Below are 22,470 nucleotides of genomic sequence, written 5' to 3' on the forward strand. Positions count from 1 at the left end.
CTATGCCCACGTTCATATCGAATGTAATGCCGGTGGCTCTCACAACACGCGTCCATCAGGCAAAGTGCGTGAGAACGAGGCCGCGCATGGTATGGGGACGGTCGCTTTACGCAGGATCGGGGAGACGAAACGCTTCGGCGCGGCATAGGGTCGTTCCTCAAGGCGTATGCCTGGGGGAGTTTCATGCGCCGACGGGCGGGCAGCCGCCCGGGAACAGCAAATTCCGGTTAGCGGCGAGCGAAGGGCTTCGGGCGCGTGACGTTGAAGGTGATGGAGGACCGGCGGGGGGAGTGGGTCGTTCTCCAGGTCTCGGGAGAAATGGACCTGGTGACCTCCCCCGCAGTCCGGCAGCACGTCCACGACGCGGTCGCCGAGGGCCGCCATTGGCTGGTTCTGGATCTCTCGGAGGTCCGGTTCTGCGACTCCAGCGGGGTCGGCGTACTGATCGCGGCGCGGCGGCTGATGCGGTCGTGCTCGGGCCGGCTGCGGCTGATCCTGCCGCCGCAGGACGCCGCACACGGTTCGCATGTGCACCGGGTGCTGGCGGCCCTGGGGGTGCGGCGGCTGTTCGACGTCTACCCCGACCTGGGGGCGGCCACGGAGCTGGACGAGGACGACGAGGACGCGGTCGACCCCCTGTCGGCCTAAGCGCTCCGCCGGAAGTGCCCTGACCTGCCGTCGATCGTCCGCGGCGCCGTCGTGGCTGGTCGCGCCCGCGCGGCGGAGCCGCACATCGACACGGCCCCGCACCCCTTCGGGGCGCCACCGAACCGCAGCCGACTTCCACCGATCCGCATACGGCGCCCGGAGCCGTTCGTCCGCCCAGGGGTGTCCGTACGCCTGCGGGGGCGCGCAGGGCTGTACGCCGCCCGCTCATGCCGGACCCGTGACGCGCGGGGTCTTGGGGAAGTCGGCCCGTACGACGAAGCCGCCCTCCTCCGTGGGGCCGGCCTCCAGCGTGCCGCCCAGCAACTGTGCGCGCTCCCGCAGCCCGACCAGACCGTGACCGCCGCCCGGCAGCCCCGGGGCCACGGCGGAGGCGTCGGGCGGGCCGTTGCGCACCTCGACCCGCAGGCCCCGCGTCTCCTCCGCCGCTTGAGACGCTCCGTGAGCCGCCTCGTCCGCCGCCCCGTGCGCCGCCGCGTGAGTCGCTTCCTGAACCGCCTCACGATCCTCGCCAGGTCCCGCCCCCTCCGCGTCGTTCACCCGTACCGTCACCCGCGCCCCCGGCGCGTGCTTGCGGACGTTGGTGAGCGCCTCCTGGACGATGCGGAAGGCGGCCCGTTCCACCGCCTCCGAGTGGCCCGGCCGCTGGGTCGCGCTGTCCGTCTCGAAGCTGACGTCCAGCGCGCTGAGTTCGATCAGCCGGGGCAGATCCGCCAGCCGGGGCTGCGGGGTCAGCTCCTCGTGGTCGCCGCCCGCCGCGCGCAGGATGCCGACCATATGGCGGAGTTCGTCCAGGGTCCGCACGGACAGCTCGCGGATGGTCCGCGCGCCCTCCCGCGCCTTCGCGTCCTCCGCGCTGATCTGCACCGCACCCGCCTGAAGGCTGATGAGGCTGACCTGATGGGCGACCACGTCGTGCATCTCGCGGGCGAGCCGGGCGCGTTCGGTGGACAGCACCTGCTCGGCGATCAGCTCGTCGGCGTGGCGGCGGCTGCGGGTCAGGTCCTCGATCCGGGCGGCGAGCTCCCCGCGCGTACGCACCAGGAGGCCCAGCGCGATGGGTCCCACCGAGGTCACACACGCGTCGATCAGCGTGAGGGTGTTCTCCCGGTACGCGGTCGGCTCGAAGTCGGAGACCGGCCAGGGGATGAAGTGCGCGGCGGCCAGCAGCAGCGCCGAGACCCCCAGCAGCCGCCGGTCGGGGCGGAGTCGGGCCACCGTGTAGAGGGCGATCATCGGCGCGAACCAGACGTAGCCGATGAGGATCCCCGGCAGCGTGACCAGGAAGACCAGGGCGGGCAGCTTCCGGCGCACCAGCAGCGCGGCCGCCGCCACCAGCGAGACGTTGAGCTCGAGACCGAAGGTGATGCCGTTGACGAGCAGCGCGTCGGCGATCGCCAGGAGGACGGGGACGATCAGCGAGCCCCAGCGAGTGACCCGCCGCGGCAGCCGCCGCCGGGAGGCCGGGGCGGGCGGCGGCGAGGCGGGGGAGGAGGCGGGCGCGGGCGACGCGGCCGGGGACGCGCCGGACGTACCGGGCGTGCCCGGCGTGCCGGGGGACGAACTCCGGGGCGGGGGCAGCGGGGAGACGGTCACCGGGGGCCACCTATCGGCGGACGGCTGGTGACGAGCCCGGCGCGGTCGGCGACGATCGCCGCCTGGACGCGGTTGAGCCCGCCCAACTTGCCGAGCACCGCCCGCACATGGTCCTTGACGGTGCTGGGCGCCAGCCCCATCCGCTCGGCGATCCGCGGATTGGCGAGCCCCTCGCCCAGCAGCGTCAGCACCTCGCGTTCGCGCGGGGTGAGCGCCTCGACGGCCTCGGCTGCCGTCGCCTCCGCCTCGGCGGCGAGATAGCCGCCGATCACGGCGCGGGTGACGGCCGGGTCGAGGACGCTGCCGCCCTCGGCGAGCGTGCGCACGGCCCGTACGAGCTGCTCCGGATCGGTGTCCTTGAGGAGGAAGCCCGCGGCCCCGGCGCGCAGCGCGGCCGCCAGGTACTCCTGGACGTCGAAGGTCGTCAGCATCGCCACGGCGGGGGAGCGGGGTGCGGCCCGCAGCTGTCTGAGGACGCTGAGCCCGTCGGCGTCCGGCATCCGGATGTCGAGCAGCACCACATCGGCCCTGCTGCCCAGCACCGTGTCCACCGCGAAGGCTCCGGAACATTCGGCGACCACCTCGATGTCCGGGGCCGTGCCCAGGATCAGTCGCAGACCGGATCGTACGAGCGCCTCGTCGTCCACTACAGCCACACGGATCACCGGCCGCTCCCTCTCCTCAGCTGTCATGCCCATTGCCCGGACAGCCTGCCTCATCGGAGAGCGAATATGGAGTGGTTGGCTCCGTCAGTGGGAGGGAACACCCCCGCCGGTCGGAGGGGGTGACGGGAGACCAATGGTGGATTTCCCCGGCGGCTCCGAGCAGGCAGAGTGGATCTCAAGCCGCATCACCCCGTGGGGTCGTCCCGAACCCCAGCCCCGTGACCGCGCCGGAGTGCCTCCCGATGCGCGATCGGCGGACACGGCAGCGGGGCGTTGCCGCGGTCAGGCCGCCGCGACCCCCACACGCGGCGGCCTGTTCGTCTCTCCGACCGCCTGCCGTGCGGTGCGCCCCGACCAGGCGCTCCGCCCGGCGACCCAGGCGCCGGCCGGCCCCCGAGAAGCTACGGGGAGGGGCCGGGCGGGCGGTCGGTGGGGGCGGGAGGGGCCGATGGACGCCTCACATGGGGGGCTCGGCGGGGGCCGGGCCCAGGGTGGTGGTGCCGGGCGCGGCGCGGTGGCCGAGCCCGGTGCGGTAGGCGTCCATCGCGGCCTCCAGGCGGCCCTCCCGGCGCAGCAGATCGCCCAGCAGCCGGCAGAGGTCGGCCAGGTCACCGGCGGCGCCGGTGCGTTCGAGCAGGGACAGCGCCGCGCAGTAGTGCTCCTCCGCGGCCTCGGCGTCGCCCCGTTCGTCCGCGATCAGCCCCAGCAGCCGGTGGGCGCCGCCCGCGTGGACCGCGCCGCGGTCGGCGGTCAGCCCGGCCTCGCCCGACGCCTTGTCCGGCTCTCCGGCGGTGTCCGCGGCCCCCGCGGCGGGGGTGCGCGCCAGCAGCGGCAGCAGCAGGGCCTCCGCCTCCGCCGTACGGCCGCGACGGCGCAGCACATCCGCCAGCTCGACCTCGACCTGCACGGTGAACAGCGCGGCCCGCTTGGAGGCCAGCATGTCGCGGGCGGTGCGCAGTTCGCGCTCGGCGCGCTCCAGATTGCCGTCCTGGGCGTGCACATAGCCGCGCATCCAGTGGCAGTGCGCCAGGTCCGTGTGGATGCGGAGCTGCTCGTACAGCTCCTGCGCCTTGGCCAGGGAGGCGTCGGCCTCGGCCGTCCGCCCCTCGGCGATCAGGGTGCGGGCCACTCCGCGGTGCATCCGGGCGATGAGCCCCGGGTCGTCCACGCTCGGGGCCAGCGCGAGCGCCAACTCGGCGGCGCGTACCGCACGGGCGTGTGCCCCCATGTCCATATAGGGCGCGATGGCCGCCGTATAGAGCAGCAGCAGCGCGTACGGGTCGTGCAGCCCCGAGGCGTTGAGCTCGTCGATGGCGCTCTCCAGTAGATAGCAGGAGTAGCGCAGTTCGCCCGCGAGGAGGTGGGCCACGGCCCGGCCGCGGATCGCCGGGATCCGGCGGGGCAGCGGTTCCCCGGCGAGCAGCCGCTCCACCGCCTCGAAGTGGTCGCGGGCGACGGTGAGGTCACCGGTCTCCAGCGCGCAGTCGCCGAGCCCCAGCAGCGCCGCCGAGCGCTCCTCGGCGAACCCGAGCCGCTCCGCCTCGTCGCGCACCTCCGCGAAGAGCCCGGCGGCGTCCTCGGCGGCGCCGGTCGCCAGCGCCCGCCGGGCGTCGGTGACGGCGGCCCGCAGCCGGGTGGCATCACGCGGTGAGCGGCCGGTGGTCAGCTCGTCGTAGCTGACACCGAGCCGGTCCGCGAGGTGGCGCAGTGCGGCCTCGGAGGGGCGCACCCTCCCGGCCTCGAGGGTGGAGACATAGGCGGCGGTGTACGCGGGCTCGGCCAACTGCCGCTGGGTGAAGCCGCGTTCGGTACGCAGTCTGAGCACCCGGCGCCCTATCTCGGCGGTCGACTCCGCCCCGGCCGCCCCCGCCACCGTTCCCGCCGTCCGCCCGTCACCGGCGCTTCTGTCGGCCACCGTGCCCTCTTCTCCCCGGCGGTAACTTAATCGCCGGGCTAAGTCCATTTAACGTGAGGATTGAAGGATGCAGCAGGCAAGCACAGCGGTACCGGCCGGGCCGGGCGCCGTGACGACCGTCCGTCAGCCGGAACTGCTCCTCGCCGACTATCACTTCGACGTACCGCTCGACCATAAGGCTCCCGAGGGCGAGCTGATCCGGCTTTACGCACGAGAGGTCGTCGCCGCGGGCAAATCCGCCGCCGAGCGCGAGCGGCTCCCCTGGCTGCTGTACCTCCAGGGCGGGCCCGGCTGTGGCGCGGACCGTCCGGTGGGCCGCTCCGGCTGGCTGGACCGCGCGCTGGACGAATACCGCGTGCTCCTGCTCGACCAGCGCGGCACCGGCCGCTCCACCCCGGCCAACCGCCAGACGCTGCCGCTGCGCGGCGGACCCGGGGAACAGGCCGCGTACCTCTCCCACTTCCGCGCCGACGCGATCGTCCGCGACTGCGAGCTGATCCGGCGCCGGCTCATGGGGGACCGCCCGTGGACCGTGCTGGGCCAGAGCTTCGGCGGCTTCTGCGCGGTGAGCTATCTGTCCCATGCGCCCGAGGGGCTGGACGCGGTGCTGGTGGCCGGCGGACTGCCCGCGATCGGCCCCGGCACCGACGTGGACGCCGTCTACCGGACCGCCTATCCGCGGATGGAGCGCAAGACCCTCGCCCACTACGCCCGCTATCCGCGGGACGCGGACACCATCCGGGCCCTGGTGCGGCATCTGACCGACCATGAGGAGGTCCTGACGGACGGGACCCGGCTCACCGTCCCCGCCCTCCAGCAGCTCGGCTTCCTGCTCGGCAGCGGCGACGGCTCGCACCGGCTGCACTACCTCCTGGAGGACGCGTTCGTGCCCACCGCCGACGGGCCGCGGCTGAGCGACGCCTTCCGCGAGCAGACGGCGGCCGTCCTCTCGCGCGCCGCCATCCCGCTCTACAGCCTCCTGCTGGAGTCGACCTACGCCCAGGACGGCCGGGCCACCGACTGGGCCGCGGAGCGGGTCCGCGCCGAATTCCCCGCGTTCGACGCCGGTAAGGCGGTCGCGGAGGACCGTCCGGTGCTCCTTACGGGCGAGACGGTGCACCCCTGGATGCTCGACACCCACGCGGCGCTGCGCCCGCTCGCCCGCACCGCCGAGCTGCTCGCCGCGCGCACCGGCTGGGGCCCGCTGTACGACGCCGAGCGGCTGGCCCGTAACACCGTGCCGGTGGCCGCCGTGATCTACCACGACGACCTGTACGTGGACACGGGGCACTCCCTGGCCACCGCGCGGGCGATCCGGGGCCTGCGCACCTGGGTGACGGACGAGTTCGAGCACGACGGGATCCGGGCCGGGGGCCGCCGGGTGCTGGACCGGCTGTTGCGGCTGGCGCGTGACGGGAGGGGGCGCGAGGGGAGGGGCTGAACGGCAGGCCGGAAGGGGCGTGCGGGAGGGGCTGAGCGCGTGCCGGAAGGGGTGAGCGGCAGGGGTTGAGCGAGGAGCGCGCCGCAGGGTTGTGTGGTGCCCGATTTCCTAGCCACTTCCCTAATTCCCATTGCCCCCGACACCCGGACCCCTTAGGTTGAGCGGCGAATTAATCCTGCTTAACTGGCCGCTTATCGCGAGGACTTCGGGAGTCACCGTGCGCAGACGCATACGGAGCCGCATACGCAGCCGCATCCCCCTGCGCACCGCGGCCGTCGCCGGAGGCATCGCCCTGGCGGCGGCCGCGGCCATGACCGCTCCGGCCACCGCGTCGCCCGGAGCGTCCGGCTCGACCGGCTCGTCCGCCGCCGCTGACGCCGCCTCGTCGCAGCGCGCCCTGGACGTGGAGTACTTCACCGGCCCGGGCGGCCACCCCCGCCACACCGAGGTCCCGGCCGCCACCCCCGAGCGGCTGGCCCGCGCCGCCCGCTCCCTGTCGGCCAAGGAGGCCGCCGCCGACGGCCAGGTCGGCTCGGTCGTCGACAACGGCACCACGGCCGACAAGCTGGACGTCGTCTTCATCGGCGACGGCTACACCGCGGGCCAGCAGGAGGACTTCCACGCCGACGCGCGCTCCAAGTGGCAGCAGATGTCCGCTGTGCAGCCCTACGCCTCGTACAAGGACCTCTTCAACGTCTGGACCGTGGACGCCGTCTCCAACCAGTCCGGTGTCTCCGGCGACCCCTCCAAGGGCGTCGTCAAGGACACCGCCCTCGGCTCGTACTTCTGGTGCGACGACATCGAGCGGCTGCTGTGCGTCGACACCGCCAAGGTCGAGTCCTACGCGGCCAAGGCGCCGCAGGCCGATCTGGTGGTCGTACTGTCCAACTCCACCAAGTACGGCGGCGCGGGCTACACCCTCACCTCGCAGGTCGGCTATGACGGCATCGCCACCGCCGCCTCCGACCACCCCGACTCCGACCAGATCGCGGTCCACGAGACCGGCCACTCGCTCGGCAAGCTGGCCGACGAGTACTTCTACCCGGAGTACGGCACCTACACGGGCGCCGAGCCCGGCGAGTCCAACGCCACGAAGCTGAGCGCGGCGCAGCTGACCGCCCAGCAGAAGAAGTGGTACCGCTGGATCGGCCAGATCTCACCCGACGGCGGCACGGTCGGCGCCTACGAGGGCGGCCGCTACTACCCCAAGGGCATCAACCGACCCACGGACAACTCGATCATGCGCACCCTGGGGCGGGAGTTCAGCCTCCCCGGCCGTGAGGCGATGATCGCGGGCTTCTACCGCCACGCCAGCGCGCTCAGCAGCCGTACGGCCACCGCGACGGCCGTCAAGCGGTCGGCGGGCATCGAGGTGGACGTGCCCAAGGGCGCGTCGCTGAAGTGGTATGTGGACGGGGCGGAGGTCACCGCCGCGAACGGCAGGACGAGCGTCACCCCGGCGGAGCTGGGTGTCCCGGGCGACGGTGCGAGCCACAAGGTCACCGCGAAGGCGACGGACGGCACGAGTGCGGTGAAGGATCCGGCCCTGCGCAAGCTGCTGAGTGATTCCCGGACGTGGAAGGTCACCAACTGACCCTTCCCGTCCCCCTCCGACTGGCCGCCCCGTGGACCCCCGCCGCGGGGCGGCCCACTTTTGAGCCCGATGGGGGCGGCCGCGGTCCGCCCCTTTAACATCGGCATGCTCTACGTTCCCGTATGGCGCGCCCTGGCTCAATCGCCCGTGGGGGTGGGTCGGTGGTCCGGTGTTCGAGGGCCGCCGTGCCGTGAGGCAAGATGAGCCCATGGGTACCGGGGGAGAAGGCCGTCTGATCGCCAACCGCTACCGGTTGGCCACACGGCTCGGACGCGGCGGAATGGGCACGGTCTGGCGGGCCGTCGACGAGTTGCTGGGACGCGATGTCGCGGTCAAGGAACTCCATGTGGACGAGGGGCGCACGGCCTTCGACTCGCAGTTGCGCGGCGAGCGCACCCTGCGTGAGGCCCGGACCGTCGCACAGATCAAGCATCCGAACGTGATCGTCCTCCACGATGTGATCGAGGAGGACGACTGCGCCTGGATCGTCATGGAACTGGTCGACGGGTTCTCGCTCGCCGACCGGCTGGGCTCGGAAGGCCCCGTCGGGGCGCGTGAGGCGGGGCGGATCGCGAGCGCGCTGCTGGGCGCGTTGCGCGCCGCGCACGCGCGCGGGGTGCTGCACCGGGACATCAAGCCCGCCAACGTGCTGGTGGAGTCGGGCACCGGCCGGGTCGTGCTGACGGACTTCGGGATCGCGCAGGTCACCGGGTCCACCACGATCACCGAGACCGGCTCGTTCGTGGGCTCGCCCGAATACACCGCGCCGGAGCGGATGTCGGGGCGGCGTACCGGGCCGGAGTCGGACCTGTGGTCGCTGGGGGTGCTGCTCTGCACGCTGGTGAGCGGTGAATCCCCGTTCTTCCGCGAGTCCCTGGCCGGGGTGTTGCACGCCGTCGTCTTCGACGAGATCCCCGTTCCCGAGGCGGCCGGACCGCTGAAGCCGGTCGTCGAAGGGCTGTTGCGGCGGGCTCCGGAGGAGCGGCTGACCGCCGACGAGGTCGAGCGGATGCTGCTGATGGCCCAGGAGGTGGGCGACACCCCGGAGATCCCGCTGGAGTACACCCCGACCCAGCCCAGCGTGCCGTTCGGGCCGGACGGCCGCGGTTCATCGGCGTCCGTACCCGTGCCGCCCCCGGTGTCTCCGGTGTCTTCCCCCGCGCCGTTCCCCGCTTCCGCGCCCCCGGCCGCCTCCGTTCCCGTAGCCGCCTCGGCCGCCCCCGCCGCCCCGTCCCGTTCCGGTCGTGGCGGGCGTCGCCGTGCCGTCCTTATGGCGGCCGCGGCGGTGGTCGCGCTCGCCGGTACGGCCGCGGGTGTCGTGGCGCTGCTGGACGACGGGGGCGGTGACGGCGACGCGGCGCCGGGCGGGCGTACGAGCCAGAGCGCCGACAAGGGGAGTTCGCGGAGTCCGAGCGCCCCCGAGAAGGCGCCGCAGCGGCCCGTGAAGGACTCCGAGCCCACGGCGAGCCCGTCGGACCGGATCCCCGAGGGCTATGAGCTGGTCAAGGACCCGGTCGGCTTCTCGCTCGCCGTGCCCGAGGGGTTCGCCCGCGAGTACAAGGCGCCCCGGGTCTACTACAACTCGCCCGGTATGGAGTTCCGGATCGGGATCCACGTCCAGGAGCAGAGCCCCGAGGGTCCGCTCGGGCTCAGCCGTAAGGCGGGCGCCAAGGGCCCGCAGGACTATCCGGGCTACCGCAGCGGTCAGGTCATCGAGACCGAGCACAACGGCCGTCCCGCCGCCCTGTGGGCGTTCATCTGGAACGGCTCGGCCGACGACGGCGGCTCACGGCAGACATACGACCTGAGCTGGAACGAAAACGGCAAGATGTACGACCTGTGGCTATCCGCCCCGGTGGGTGAGAAATCCCTGGGCAAGCGGCATTTCGACACCGCCGCCGCCACGTTCTCGCGCCCCGGCGCGGCGAACTGAACGACGTCGCAACGGCTTTGTCACGAGCGCCCACGGCCCCGCCACAGCGGTGCCGGCCCCTGGGTCATGATGGGCGCATGACGAACGACGGGGGACGGGCGAACGAGCCCACCAGCTACAGCCTGCCGCCACCGCACGCTCCGGCCGCCCCGGTGCCGGCGCCGCAGCCGCCACCCGAGGCGGCCGGGACACGTGAGGCGCCCCAGGGGTCCCAGGGGTCTCAGCAGCCGGGCCAGGAGGCCGGGGCGGCGGGGCCGTCGCGGGGCGCGTACGAGCCGACGCGGTTCGCCGATCCGCGCAGCGGCCACCAGCCGCCCGCCGGACAGCAGCCCGCCGAGGACCGGCCCGCCGGACAGCCGCCCGCCGCGGACCGGCCCGGCGCGCAGCGGCCCGCTCCCGCCCCCGCCGCGCAGGACCCGAGCAGCGGGCGGCTCATCGGCGGCCGCTACCAGCTCGTCTCCCGCCTCGGCCACGGCGGTATGGGGACCGTATGGCGGGCGCACGACCAGGTCGTGGACCGCGATGTCGCCGTCAAGGAGCCGCGCGTCCCCGACCATCTCCCCGAGCGCGAGCGGCAGACCGTCTACCAGCGGATGGAGCGCGAGGCGCGCGCCGCGGCGCGGATCGACCACCCCTCCGTCGTCACCGTCCACGACGTGGTGGTCGAGAACGGTCGCCCCTGGATCGTGATGGAGCTGGTGCGCGGCCAGTCGCTGGGCGACCGGCTGATGGAGGGCACGCTGGATCCGCGCGAGGCGGCCCGGATCGGCCTCGCCGTGCTCGGCGCGCTGGCGGCGGCCCATGAGGCGGGCGTGCTGCACCGCGATGTGAAACCGGACAACGTGCTGCTCGGCCGGAGCGACCGGGTGGTGCTCACCGACTTCGGCATCGCGCAGATCGAGGGCGAGCAGCGGCTCACCGAGACGGGCGGCTTCGTCGGCTCGCCCGAGTTCATCGCGCCCGAGCGGGTGCTGGGTCAGCGGCCGGGGCCGGAGTCCGACCTGTGGTCGCTCGGCGTCGTGCTGTACGCGGCGGTCGAGGGCATGTCCCCGTTCCGCCGCTCCCACGCCCCCGCGACCCTCCAGGCCGTGCTCGGCTCCGAACCGCAGGTCCCCGCGCGGGCCACCGGTCCACTCGCCACGCTGATCATGCAACTGCTGCGCAAGGACCCGGCGATGCGCCCGGCGGCGCCCGAGGTGCGGCAGGCGCTGGAGGCGGCGGCGCGGGAGCCGCGGTCGGTGCCCACCATGCTCGCGACGGCCGGACACCCGCCGGGCGGCGGGCAGTCCGGGGGCAGCCGCTTCGTGCCGCCGATCCTGCACAAGAACCGTAAGGCGCAGCTCGGGCTGGGCGGTCTGGTGCTGGTGGTGGCGGCCGCCCTGGTGCTGACGGTCATGAAACCGTTCTCCAGTGAGGGGCTGCCGCCGGGCTGGACGGTCCGGGAGGAGCGCGATGTCGTGGGCGCGTCCCTGGCCGTGCCGGGCGAGTACCGGCGGGTCCAGGACGACAGCGACTCGGACAACCCCGTGGTCACGTACTACGACCCCAGCGGTGTCTTCACCGTCTCCCTGCGGCGTTCCACCCCCGACGGCGAGAACGATCCCGCGAACCTCGACGCGGCGGCGGACCAGATCGTCGCCTTCTACAAGGACGGCGGCGGGGCGACGGTCGAGGAGGCCAAGAGCGAGAAGGCAGGATCGAAGCAGCAGGGGAAGGAGGCGCGGGACGTCACCACCTCCTATCTGCCGTACGGCACCAGCAGCAACAAGAACCCCATCCGGTATGTGAAGCGGGATCACCTCTACGTCAACAAGGCCAAGGTCGCGTGGGATCTGACGGTCTCCATGCCCGCCAACGGCGACGCCCAGAGGGACGGCGAGGAGCTCTATGAGCGGGTCGTGCGGAATCTGAAGATCGACAAGCTCTGAGGGGGTTGGGCGGGTCCGCCCGGGGCCGCGGGGCGAAAGTTGTTACCGCCGGGTACCCAAAGCCGCCGGGCGGGCCTACCCTCGCCCCCATGACGGACTCGCACATCACGCAGGGCGGCGCCGGCAACCCGGTCGCCCCCCAAGGCACCCGCACCGCCGCCGACGTCGTCACTCCCGAGCTGATCACCCGGCTCACCCGGGGCGTCGGCGGCAGCGGCACCACCGTCAGCCACACCCCGTTCACCGGGGAAGTCCTCGCCGCCGCCCTGCCCGAGTCCACCCCCGAGGACGTCGCCACCGCCTTCGACAACGCCCGCGCCGCCCAGCGGGCCTGGGCCGCGGCCCCCGTCCGCCGGCGCGCCGCCGTCCTCCTCCGCTTCCACGATCTGCTGCTGCGCCGCCAGCCGGAGATCCTGGACCTGATCCAGCTTGAGACCGGCAAGACCCGGCTGCACGCCCAGGAGGAGATCCAGGGCGTCGCCATCGTGGCCCGCCATTACGGCCGTAAGGCGCCCGCGTATCTGCGACCCAAGGGGCATCTGGGCGCCGTGCCCACCCTCACCAAGGTCACCGAACTGCGCCAGCCGCGCGGGGTCGTGGGCCTCATAGCGCCCTGGAACTACCCCCTCCAGCTCTCCGTGGGCGACGCGATCCCCGCCTTCGTGGCGGGCAACGCCGTGGTGATGAAGCCCGACACCGAGACCGCGCTGTCCGCCCTGTGGGCGCGCGAGCTCATGGTGGAGGCCGGACTTCCGGCCGGGGTGTGGCAGGTCGTGATCGGGGACGGCCCGGTGGTCGGCCCCGCCGTGGTCGAGCGCGCCGACTACGTCGCGTTCACCGGTTCCACCCGCACCGGCCGCGAGGTGGCCCAGGCCGCCGCCGCCCGCCTGGTGGGCTGCTCCCTCGAACTCGGCGGTAAGAACGCCATGCTGGTGCTGCGCGACGCCGACCTCGCCCGCGCGGTCGACGGCGCGGTGCGCGGCAGCTTCGCCTCCGCCGGGCAGCTGTGCATCTCCATGGAGCGGCTGTACGTCCACGAGTCGATCGCGGACGACTTCCTGGAGCGCTTCGCGGCCCGTACGAAGGCCATGCGGCTCGGCACCGCCTTGGCGTACGGGGCGGAGATGGGCTCGCTCGTCTCGGAGCGCCAGTTGGAGACCGTCACCCGCCATGTGGACGAGGCCGTCTCCAAGGGCGCCACGGTCCTCGCCGGCGGCCGCGCCCGCCCCGACATCGGCCCGTACTTCTACGAGCCGACCATCCTGGACGGCGTGGAGTCCCCGATGGCCGTCTGCACCGAGGAGACCTTCGGTCCGGTCGTCTCCGTCTACCGCTTCCGCGACGAGGACGAGGCCATCGAGCGCGCCAACGCGACGTCCTACGGTCTGAACGCCAGCGTCTGGACCAAGGACGCCCGGCGCGGCCGCGCGATCGCCACCCGGCTGCGCGCGGGCACGGTCAACCTCAACGAGAGCTACGCCGCCGCCTTCGGCAGCGTCGCGTCTCCCATGGGCGGCATGGGCGACTCCGGACTCGGCCGCCGCCATGGCTCCGAGGGCATCCTCAGGTTCACCGAACCGCAGACGGTCGCCCAGCAGCGGCTGATGCCGCTCGGCCCGGCCTTCGGGATGACGGACGAGAAATACGCGGACTTCATGACTCGCAGCCTGCGCGCGCTCAAGGCACTGCGCCTGCGCTGACCAGCACATTTCAATGGAGGTACCAGTGTCAGGGGAGAAGTCTGCCCAAAAGCGGGTCCAAGAGCCCGGCCACGACGAGGACTTCGCGGGCGATCTCAACGCCCACGCCGACGACGGCGACTTCGACTACGACTACGACTACGACGTGATCGTGATCGGCTCGGGATTCGGCGGGTCGGTATCGGCCCTGCGTCTGACCGAGAAGGGCTATCGGGTCGGCGTCCTCGAGGCGGGCCGCCGGTTCACCCCCGAAACCCTGCCCAAAAGCTCCTGGGACCTCCGCAACTACCTCTGGGCGCCGGCCCTCGGCTGCTTCGGCATCCAGCGCATCCATGTGCTCGGCAAGGTCATGGTGCTGGCGGGCGCCGGGGTCGGGGGCGGCTCGCTCAACTACGCCAACACCCTCTACGTACCGCCCGAGCCGTTCTTCCGGGACCGCCAGTGGGGGCACATCACCGACTGGCAGGAGGAGCTGAGCCCGTACTACGACCAGGCGCGGCGGATGCTCGGGGCGCGTCTCAACCACACCCTCACCCCGTCCGATGTCCACCTCAAGGCGGCCGCCGAGAAGATGGGCGTGGGCGACACCTTCCATATGGCGCCCGTGGGCGTCTTCTTCGGGGACGGCCACGACGCCGACGGCACCACGAAGGCCGCGCCGGGCGGGGCCGTTCCCGATCCGTACTTCGGCGGCGCGGGCCCGACCCGTAAGGCGTGCACGGAGTGCGGTGAGTGCATGACCGGCTGCCGCCACGGCGCCAAGAACACCCTCAACGAGAACTATCTCCACCTCGCCGAGCGGGCCGGAGCCGTGGTCCACCCGATGACGACCGTCGTCGCCCTGTGCGACGACCCGCACGGCGGCTACACGGTCACCACCGTCCCGACCGGCAACCGCCGTAAGGGCAGGCCGAAGGCGCTGCGCTCCCGGTACGTCGTCCTCGCCGCCGGTACGTACGGCACCCAGACGCTGCTGCACACGATGCGGGACAAGGGGCTGCTGCCGCGCGTCTCGGAGCGCCTCGGCATCCTCACCCGCACCAACTCCGAGGCCCTGGTGGGCGCGCAGACCACCGACCGCCGCTACCGCCGCGCGCGGGGCGGGGAGGAGCGGGCGGACTTCACCCGGGGTGTCGCGATCACCTCGTCCATCCACCCGAACGAGAACACCCATATCGAGCCCGTCCGCTACGGCAAGGGCTCCAACGCGATGGGGATGCTCTCCATCCTGCAGATCCCTCACGGCGGCCGTGTTCCGCGCTGGCTGCGCTTCCTGGGCGCCAACCTCCGGCATCCCACCCTGGCCGTGCGCTCACTGTCCAACCGCCGCTGGTCGGAGCGGACCATCATCGGCCTGGTCATGCAGACGCACGACAACTCGCTGACCACCTACCGCAAGCCGAAGGGGCCGGGGAAGGGGCTGCTCACCGCCCGCCAGGGCCACGGCGAGCCCAACCCCGACCACATCCCCGAGGGCGCCGAGGCCGCCCGCCACATCGCCGACTCGATCAACGGCTTCGCGGGCAGCAACGTCGGCGAGCTCATGGGCACCCCGCTGACCGCCCACTTCCTCGGCGGCTGCCCGATCGGGGCGTCCCCGGAGGAGGGCGTCATCGACCCGTACCACCGGCTCTACGGCCATCCGGGCATCCATGTGGTCGACGGCGCCGCCGTGTCGGCCAACCTGGGGGTCAACCCGTCCCTGACCATCACCGCCCAGGCAGAGCGGGCGATGTCCCTGTGGCCCAACAAGGGCGAGCCCGACCCGCGCCCGGCCCCTGAGGCGCCGTACGAACGCCTGCGGCCCGTCCCGCCGCGCAGCCCCGCCGTACCGGCGGACGCCTTCGGGGCGTTGAAGCTCCCGCTGCTGCCGGTGCCGAAGGTCCCGCCGCGCGCCTGAGCGCCGGGCGGCTGAGCGCCGGGCGGCTGAGCGCCGGGCGGCTGAGCGCCGGGCGCCTGAGCGCCGGGGCGCCGTACGGGCCGGAGACCAGCCCGTACGGCGCCCCTCAGAACCGTCGCGAGGACCGTCAGACCGTGGCGCGACGGCGACGGACCACGAAGACCGCGCCTCCGCCCGCGGCCATCGCCACACCCCCGATCACGGCGATCATCGGCAGCGCGGAGGAGGAACCGGTTTCGGCCAGGCTGCCCTTCGGGCTGATCTCCGTGTTGCCCTCAGGCTTGTGCGGCAGCGGCTTCTTGCCACCCTGCGGCTTGGGGTCGGCCGGGGGCACCTTGCCCGGCTCCGAACCCGCCTTCAGCACGTCGAACTCGTAGTACTCACCGGTCGAGTAGACGCAGTTGCCCTCGTCGTCCGCGTACACGCCGACGCTGATGGCGTAGCCGAAGCCCTCGGGCGCGCTCTTGGCGACGCTCAGCCGGAGGTCGACGTCAAGGGTCTCGTGGGGGCGCACATCGGTGTAGCCGATGTAGCCGGAGCCCGGGTCGTTCTCGTCGGTGGAGATCGCCGTCCAGGCGCCGGACTCGGGGTCCTTGTACTGCAGCGTCAGGTACTTGCCCGTCCCGTCCGGGGTGGACTCGTGCACCGTGCCCGCGAAGAGCCCGAAGTCGACCCGCTGGTAGCTGCGGTCCGAGTCGTTCTTGACCTGGAACCTGAAGCCGTGGAAGCCGCTGCCCGCCACGACCTTCGACGGCAGGCCGACCAGGGTCGTGCTGAGCTGCGGGTCCTCGTTGTAGTCCCCGTCGTCGGCGCACTCGCCGTCGCCCGGCTCCTCGGTGGACGTCGGGGTCGGGGCCGGGGTGGCGGTCTCGGTCGGGGTGGACGAGGGAGTGCCGGAGGGGGTGCCGGGGCTCGGAGCCTCGGTGGCGCTCGTGGACGGCGCCGGGGTGGTCGGCGTGGTCTCGTCGCTCGGAGCGGTCTCCGTCGACGACGGCGCCGGGTCCTCCGGGGACTGCGTCACGGTCTCGGAGGCGGACGGCGACGGGCTCTCGCTCGACGGCGTCTCCGCGAAGGCAGCGGGGGCCGCGAGAAGCGCGGCAGGGGCTATGGCGGCCGTCGCTGCGGCAGCCGCCAGGGCGCGGCGAAGCTTCATGAAGACCTCTCTGGGTCCGTACGCATCGCCGTGGTGGGCGATACGCGTGTGGAAGGCCGTCGCGGTGGGGACGCGGGATGGCCGTGCGTTTGCACGTACATGACCAGGAGAATGGCCGAAAGGTTGCCTTCACGGTTGCTCACAGAATGGTCACAGAATCCGCGACGGGCGCCCGGCCCCGCACGTCATCACCCGTACGGCGGGTGACCGGTCCGAGCGCGGGCTCGTTGTGCCCGGTGCCGCGCCAGCCAGGAGCGGCCCGGAAAATCCACGCGTGGCTCAGATCCGCCGCAGCGATGAGACGCGGCCCCTGTGGTGATTCAGGCGGCCCGTCGTGGGACCTCGCTTCGGCGAGGTGACCGGTCGGCAGGGGACAGCAGCCCGGTCACCACCTAAGGACGGTCGGCCCCGGGGACGCCCGGGGCCGACCGTATCCGGTCGAAACGGTTGCGCCCGGCGCTCCGCATCCACCACGATGCTGAGAGGGAAAACGCCCCCGGTCACACCCCGACATTGGTCCGACCACGCGGGCGTACGCCGTTCAGACACCCCTGACATACGGGCCCCATAAGCCAGCGGCGCAACCCCCCGGCGCCGCCTCTCAGCACCGGCGCTGCCCTGACGCCGGTGCTGACCGCCTAGGGCCCCGGGGGCGCCCGCCCCGTTCGGGCGCCCCCGGGGCCCTTCGCCTGTCCGCGTCCGCTGTCCGTGTCCGCTTTCTGGGGCCGCGGGGGCGGAGAGGGATCAGACCCGGCCCCGGCACAGCTCCAGCAGTGTCATGGCGAGCGTCGTACCGGGCTTGCCCAGCCGCTGCCGGTAGCGGTCGAGGATCTCCATCTCGCGGGAGAGGTGCACCCGCCGCCCGCCCGCCGCGATCCGTGCCTCCTGGACGGTGGCCGAGACGGCCATCCGCTCCCGGACGAGATCGAGGATCTGCCCGTCGAGGGCGTCGATCCGCTCCCGTGCGGTGTCGATCACATGCGCGGCCTCCGTGGCCGAAACGCTGCTGCTCATGTCCGTATCTCCTGGTCCGTGTCGCGGAGCCCCGGAGCCCGGGTGAGACCCGGGAGAGACGACAGAGCGCCCCGGGCCTTTGCCGGCCCGGGGCGCCTGGGAAGTCGCTGTCAGTGTTTACGCAGCACGACCATGGCAGCCGGACGGGCCGGTGCCATAGGTAAAGACGAAGGTCATGCGCGTGGACATGGCGTCGATTATGGGCCCGTTAGAATCGAAAGTCCAAACCTGCGGTCCCGCCCCGAAGCCGTGGCCCCGCCGCAGTCATGTTCCACCGCACGCCACCACCGCCGGAAGGCCGCCGAAGTGCCATCAGCGTCCCCTGCTGCCGCCCCCGACACCGTCCTGGTCGTCGACTTCGGCGCGCAGTACGCCCAGCTCATCGCCCGCAGGGTCCGCGAGGCCCGGGTCTACAGCGAGATCGTTCCGTCCACCATGCCGGTGGCCGAGATGCTCGCCAAGAACCCCAAGGCGATCATCCTCTCCGGCGGTCCCTCGTCGGTCTACGCCGAGGGCGCGCCCACGCTCGACCGCGCGCTCTTCGAGGCGGGCGTCCCGGTCTTCGGCATGTGCTACGGCTTCCAGCTCATGGCCACGGCGCTCGGCGGCACGGTGGACAACACCGGGGCGCGGGAGTACGGCCGTACGGCGCTCACCGTCACCAAACAGGGCTCGACGCTCTTCGCGGGCACCCCCGAGGAGCAGCAGGTGTGGATGTCGCACGGCGACGCCTGCTCCCAGGCCCCCGAGGGCTTCACCGTCACCGCGTCCACCGATGTGGTGCCGGTCGCGGCCTTCGAATGCGACGAGCGCAGGCTGTACGGCGTGCAGCACCACCCCGAGGTCATGCACTCCACCCACGGTCAGCAGGTACTGGAGCACTTCCTCTACCGGGGCGCCGGCCTGGAGCCCACCTGGACCACCACCAATGTGGTCGAGGAGTCCGTGGCCGCGATCCGGGAGCAGGTCGGCACCAAGCGCGCGATCTGCGGGCTGTCCGGCGGTGTGGACTCCGCCGTGGCCGCCGCCCTCGTCCAGAAGGCCATCGGCGACCAGCTGACCTGTGTGTACGTGGACCACGGGCTGATGCGCAAGGGCGAGTCCGAGCAGGTCGAGAAGGACTTCGTGGCGGCCACCGGGGTGCAGCTCAAGGTCGTCGAGGCCGAGGAGCGGTTCCTTACCGCGCTCGCCGGGGTCTCCGACCCGGAGGAGAAGCGGAAGATCATCGGCCGGGAGTTCATCCGGGTCTTCGAGCAGGCGCAGGCCGAGCTGGTGGCCGAGGCGGGCGCGGCCGGTGAGGACGTGGAGTTCCTGGTCCAGGGCACCCTCTACCCCGACGTCGTGGAGTCCGGCGGCGGCACCGGCACCGCCAACATCAAGTCCCACCACAATGTGGGCGGGCTGCCCGACGACATCGAGTTCGAGCTGGTCGAGCCGCTGCGCCGGCTGTTCAAGGACGAGGTGCGGATGGTCGGGCAGGAGCTCGGCCTGCCGGACGAGATCGTCCACCGCCAGCCCTTCCCGGGCCCGGGCCTGGGCATCCGCATCGTCGGCGAGGTCACCAAGGAGCGCCTGGACCTGCTGCGCGAGGCCGACGCCATCGCCCGCGAGGAGCTGACCGCCGCCGGTCTGGACCGCGACATCTGGCAGTGCCCGGTGGTCCTGCTCGCCGACGTCCGCTCGGTCGGCGTCCAGGGCGACGGCCGCACCTACGGCCACCCGATCGTGCTGCGCCCGGTCTCCTCGGAGGACGCGATGACGGCGGACTGGTCGCGGCTGCCGTACGACGTGCTGTCGCGGATCTCGACCCGCATCACCAACGAGGTGGACCAGGTGAACCGGGTGGTGCTGGACATCACCAGCAAGCCGCCCGGCACCATCGAGTGGGAGTGACCGCCGCGCTCCCTCCGGGCGGGATGGTCATCTGATCGTCAAACGCCGACGCCGTCGCTCATACGTTTGAGTGGCGGCGTCGCCGTTTGTGCTGGGTACTCTGACCGCAGAGGCGAGACTCCGTCCCATGGGAGCAATCATGAGCGCCGCACGCGAGTACGGGCTGGACGAGCAGTACGAGTGGCCCCGCCCGCCGCAGGGCGGCTGGACGGCGGACGACCTCGACCGGCTTCCGAATCTTCCTCCGCACACGGAGCTGATCGACGGGAGTCTCGTCCTCGTGAGTCCGCAGGCCGCATTCCACGCACGTGTCATGAAACGGCTCGAGATCGCCTTGGAGAACCAGGCGCCGGACGAGTCAGAGGTCCTGCGGGAGATGAGCGTCCGGCTCGATGAGAAGAACCAGGTCGAGCCGGATGTCTTGGTGACGCGGGCGTACGAGTTTCTTGACGCGTACCAGACCTGGTACGGCCCTCAGCAGATTCTTCTGGCTGTGGAGGTCGTGTCGCCGGACTCCAAGGCGCGTGACCGCGACGTCAAGCCGCGCAAGTACGCCGGTGCTGGCGTGCCGCATTTCTGGCGGGTGGAAGAGGATCGCGGCCTTCCCGTGGTCTACGTTTATGAGCTCGACCCCGCTACGAAGGCGTACCAACTCACCGGCATCTACCACGACAAGCTCAGCCTGACCGTCCCGTTCCCCATCGAGATCGACCTCACCGCGATCAATCGCCGTAGGCCCTGACTCTGGCCTCCTGCGATACCCGGAGGTAGCTTCCGCTCCAGCACACCAGAGGAGCGGAGCTGCCGATGACGAACCAGCCGCAGACCCCCACCCCGATACCGACCGACCGGCTGCGGTTCACCATGCCCCCGCAGCACGCCTCCCCCCACGACGAGCGCCGCTACCGCAAGGAGCGGCTGGCCGCGGCGCTGCGCCTGTTCGGGCGGTTCGGGTACGAGGAGGGGGTCGCGGGCCACATCACCGTGCGGGACCCGGAGTTCACCGACTGCTACTGGGTGAATCCGTTCGGCATGCCCTTCGGTCACATCACCGTGAGCGATCTGCTCCTCGTCAATCAGGCGGGCCAGGTGGTCGAGGGGCGCGCCCACGTCAACCAGGCGGCCTTCGTCGTTCACTCTTCCGTGCATCAGGCGCGGCCGGACGTCGTGGCCGTCGCGCACAGCCGCTCGGTGCACGGCCGGGCGCTGGCCGCGCTTGGCGAACCGCTGGAGCCGATCACCCAGGAAGTCTGCGCCTTCTTCGAGGACCACGCGGTCTACGGGGGCACCACGGGGGTCGTCGTGGACGAGGAGGAGGGGCGTGCGATCGCCGCCGCGCTCGGCGGTCACAAGGCCCTCATCCTGCGCAATCGCGGTCTGCTGACGGTCGGGGACTCGGTCGACGCGGCCGCGTGGTGGTTCATCACGATGGAGCGGGCCGCCCAGGTGCAGCTGACCGCGAAGGCGTCGGGCAAGCCGGTGCCCATCGACTACGCCGACGCGATGCGGACGCGTGAGCAGCTTGGAAACGATCTTGTGGCGTGGATCAACTATCAACCTCTGTATCTGCAGATCACCCGCGATGAGCCGGACCTGCTGAGCTGACACCCTCCGCGGTGCGGCACAATCCCCTCTCAACACATGTCAGTTGGGCGGTGCCGTGCGAACCCGCGGTCCCGTACGGAACGAGTGAACGACGGAGCGACCCGCGTGGCGGTGGAGCAGGCGGAGAACGCCACGACGGCAGAAGGACGGCACCCCCATGGGCACCCGCACGGCCACAAGGGCTGTGAATGCCCTCAGGGGGCCCGTGAGGGCCACCGGCGGGCCGTGGCCGCGTTCGTGGCCCTGCGGGAGCGTTTCGCGGCCGGAGAGGGCCTTCCCAGGGCTCTGGCCCACTCGGCCGGGGCGTCCCGGCAGTGGGTTTCGGACGAGCTGGCCCAAGCGGCCCGTTCGGTCGCCGACAGCGGCCGCGCCGAGACCTCGGCCTGGCACCACCGGGTGTGGCTGCGCACGGTGCTCGTGGTGTGGGGCGCGGCCGGGGCGCTGCTGATCGGCCAGTTGGCCACGGCGATCGGCGCGGGCTGGTCGGTCGCGCGGACGGCCGGGCTCACCGCCGCCGTGATCACCGCCGCGCTGCTGACCCTCACCGCCCGGCTGCACCGCGCGGACGGCGGCCCGCTCGCCCCGCTCGTCGGCGAGGACAACCGCCTGTCCACCTCCCGTACCGTCGCCGCAGCCTGGCTGCTGATCGCGGTCTTCGCGGTGCTGGTGCTCGGCGTCGAGCTGGCCGTGGCCCCCGGCGACCGGCAGCGGCTGACCGACGGGCTCGCCCTCGGCCGCACCGCCGGGCTCCTTACGGTCGCCGCGTTGACGTGTGCGGCCGCGGTGCTGGCACGGCTCGTCGTGGCGGCCCGGGTGCGGGCGCAGCGGCTCCAGAAGGTGCGGGCCGTGCGCCCGCGCGCGGCCGATCTGCTGACCGACGACGCGGGCCGCGGCAGCTTCGCCGATGTGCAGTACATCGTCGTCCACACCGTGGCCCTCGGCTTCACCGCGGTCCGCCTCGCCCGCGAGCCGTGGCGGCTGCCCGACGTGCCATGGGGTCTGGCGCTGCTGGCGGCCGTGTCGGTGGTGATGTACCTGACCGGGAAGTACGCGGAGGGCGGGCGCCCGACCGTGCTGTCCGTCGTACGGGTCCTCCCCGAGGAGGGCGCCATCGACCGCGACGCCCCGATCCGCACCGGCGACGACATCGAGATCCGCGGCAGCGGCTTCGTCCCGCCGGGCGCCCAGGACCCGGACCGGCTGGCCAAGCTGGTGGTCCGCATCGGCGCGGTGCACGTCCATGTCCCGCTGGTCCCGGTGGCCGGGGGGTTCAGCAGCCCCACGGACACCGCGCTCACCGTGCCGGTCCCGGTGGACGTGGAGCCGGGCCGGGTGGATGTGCAGGTCGTGACGGCCTCGGGGGCGGAGACCAACCGCTATCCCATCGACGTTATGGACTGAGTCGTTCCGGCCGGCCGCTCCGTATGGTTTCGTCGAACACGCAACTAAACGGCGGCGTGACGGGAG

16 protein-coding genes are annotated in these 22,470 nt (G+C 72.3%); 11 read left to right on the forward strand and 5 right to left on the reverse strand.

Translation table 11 applies throughout. From position 1 onward, the window contains the following. Nucleotides 1-270 precede the first annotated feature (270 nt). A complete protein-coding gene (locus ACZ6TD_RS27060; RefSeq protein ID WP_020870562.1) occupies nucleotides 271-648 on the forward strand; it encodes an STAS domain-containing protein in 378 nt (125 codons plus the stop codon). A gap of 225 nt (nucleotides 649-873) precedes the next feature. Here the strand turns inward: ACZ6TD_RS27060 and ACZ6TD_RS27065 are convergent, their stop codons facing one another. The 3 genes from ACZ6TD_RS27065 to ACZ6TD_RS27075 all read right to left on the reverse strand — a co-directional run bounded on the left by ACZ6TD_RS27065 (nucleotide 874) and on the right by ACZ6TD_RS27075 (nucleotide 4,800). Beyond that, nucleotides 874-2,262, reverse strand: a complete 1,389-nt coding sequence (locus ACZ6TD_RS27065) for a sensor histidine kinase (RefSeq protein WP_471342294.1) — start codon at nucleotides 2,260-2,262, stop codon at nucleotides 874-876. Beyond that, a complete protein-coding gene (locus ACZ6TD_RS27070; RefSeq protein ID WP_471342295.1) occupies nucleotides 2,259-2,927 on the reverse strand; it encodes a response regulator in 669 nt (222 codons plus the stop codon). Before ACZ6TD_RS27070 ends, ACZ6TD_RS27065 begins: the two co-directional genes overlap by 4 nt. Nucleotides 2,928-3,384: 457 nt before the next feature. Then, a complete protein-coding gene (locus tag ACZ6TD_RS27075; protein ID WP_471358065.1) occupies nucleotides 3,385-4,800 on the reverse strand; it encodes a helix-turn-helix domain-containing protein in 1,416 nt (471 codons plus the stop codon). 109 nt (nucleotides 4,801-4,909) lie between these two features. On the opposite strand from ACZ6TD_RS27075, the gene ACZ6TD_RS27080 reads away from it, so the two are divergent. The 6 genes from ACZ6TD_RS27080 (at nucleotide 4,910) to ACZ6TD_RS27105 (ending at nucleotide 15,338) form a co-directional block, all read left to right on the forward strand. Further along, a complete protein-coding gene (locus ACZ6TD_RS27080; protein ID WP_471342296.1) occupies nucleotides 4,910-6,283 on the forward strand; it encodes an alpha/beta fold hydrolase in 1,374 nt (457 codons plus the stop codon). Nucleotides 6,284-6,500: 217 nt separating this feature from the next. Then, the gene (locus ACZ6TD_RS27085; RefSeq protein ID WP_471342298.1) at nucleotides 6,501-7,877 is read left to right on the forward strand and encodes a M64 family metallopeptidase; all 1,377 of its coding nucleotides are present in this window, start codon (nucleotides 6,501-6,503) and stop codon (nucleotides 7,875-7,877) included. 208 nt (nucleotides 7,878-8,085) lie between these two features. Continuing rightward, a complete protein-coding gene (locus tag ACZ6TD_RS27090) occupies nucleotides 8,086-9,810 on the forward strand; it encodes a serine/threonine-protein kinase (protein WP_471342300.1) in 1,725 nt (574 codons plus the stop codon). 77 nt (nucleotides 9,811-9,887) lie between these two features. Next, entirely contained in the window at nucleotides 9,888-11,738 is a 1,851-nt protein-coding gene (locus tag ACZ6TD_RS27095; protein ID WP_471342302.1) for a serine/threonine-protein kinase, read from the forward strand. A gap of 89 nt (nucleotides 11,739-11,827) precedes the next feature. After that, the gene (locus ACZ6TD_RS27100; protein ID WP_471342303.1) at nucleotides 11,828-13,438 is read left to right on the forward strand and encodes a succinic semialdehyde dehydrogenase; all 1,611 of its coding nucleotides are present in this window, start codon (nucleotides 11,828-11,830) and stop codon (nucleotides 13,436-13,438) included. 145 nt (nucleotides 13,439-13,583) lie between these two features. Continuing rightward, nucleotides 13,584-15,338, forward strand: coding sequence for a GMC oxidoreductase (locus ACZ6TD_RS27105; protein ID WP_471358068.1), 1,755 nt, complete (start codon nucleotides 13,584-13,586; stop codon nucleotides 15,336-15,338). 127 nt (nucleotides 15,339-15,465) lie between these two features. On the opposite strand, the gene ACZ6TD_RS27110 is transcribed toward ACZ6TD_RS27105, so the two are convergent. After that, entirely contained in the window at nucleotides 15,466-16,491 is a 1,026-nt protein-coding gene (locus ACZ6TD_RS27110) for an LAETG motif-containing sortase-dependent surface protein (RefSeq protein WP_471342305.1), read from the reverse strand. Nucleotides 16,492-17,235: 744 nt separating this feature from the next. Beyond that, complete coding sequence (locus ACZ6TD_RS27115; protein WP_471342306.1) at nucleotides 17,236-17,505, reverse strand: chorismate mutase; 270 nt, start codon at nucleotides 17,503-17,505, stop codon at nucleotides 17,236-17,238. A 306-nt stretch (nucleotides 17,506-17,811) separates the two neighbouring features. Here ACZ6TD_RS27115 and guaA point away from each other — a divergent pair, with 306 nt between their 5' ends. The 4 genes from guaA to ACZ6TD_RS27135 all read left to right on the forward strand — a co-directional run bounded on the left by guaA (nucleotide 17,812) and on the right by ACZ6TD_RS27135 (nucleotide 22,404). Then, a complete protein-coding gene (guaA, locus tag ACZ6TD_RS27120) occupies nucleotides 17,812-19,398 on the forward strand; it encodes a glutamine-hydrolyzing GMP synthase (protein ID WP_471342308.1) in 1,587 nt (528 codons plus the stop codon). Nucleotides 19,399-19,537: 139 nt separating this feature from the next. Further along, on the forward strand, nucleotides 19,538-20,140 hold the full coding sequence (locus ACZ6TD_RS27125) for a Uma2 family endonuclease (RefSeq protein WP_471342310.1): 603 nt from the start codon (nucleotides 19,538-19,540) through the stop codon (nucleotides 20,138-20,140). Nucleotides 20,141-20,205: 65 nt separating this feature from the next. Beyond that, nucleotides 20,206-21,003, forward strand: a complete 798-nt coding sequence (locus tag ACZ6TD_RS27130) for a class II aldolase/adducin family protein (protein ID WP_471342311.1) — start codon at nucleotides 20,206-20,208, stop codon at nucleotides 21,001-21,003. A 105-nt stretch (nucleotides 21,004-21,108) separates the two neighbouring features. Beyond that, nucleotides 21,109-22,404: a hypothetical protein gene (locus ACZ6TD_RS27135; protein ID WP_471358071.1), complete on the forward strand. Its 1,296-nt coding sequence runs from the start codon at nucleotides 21,109-21,111 to the stop codon at nucleotides 22,402-22,404. Nucleotides 22,405-22,470: the final 66 nt, after the last annotated feature.

The organism is Streptomyces yongxingensis, from assembly GCF_055597465.1.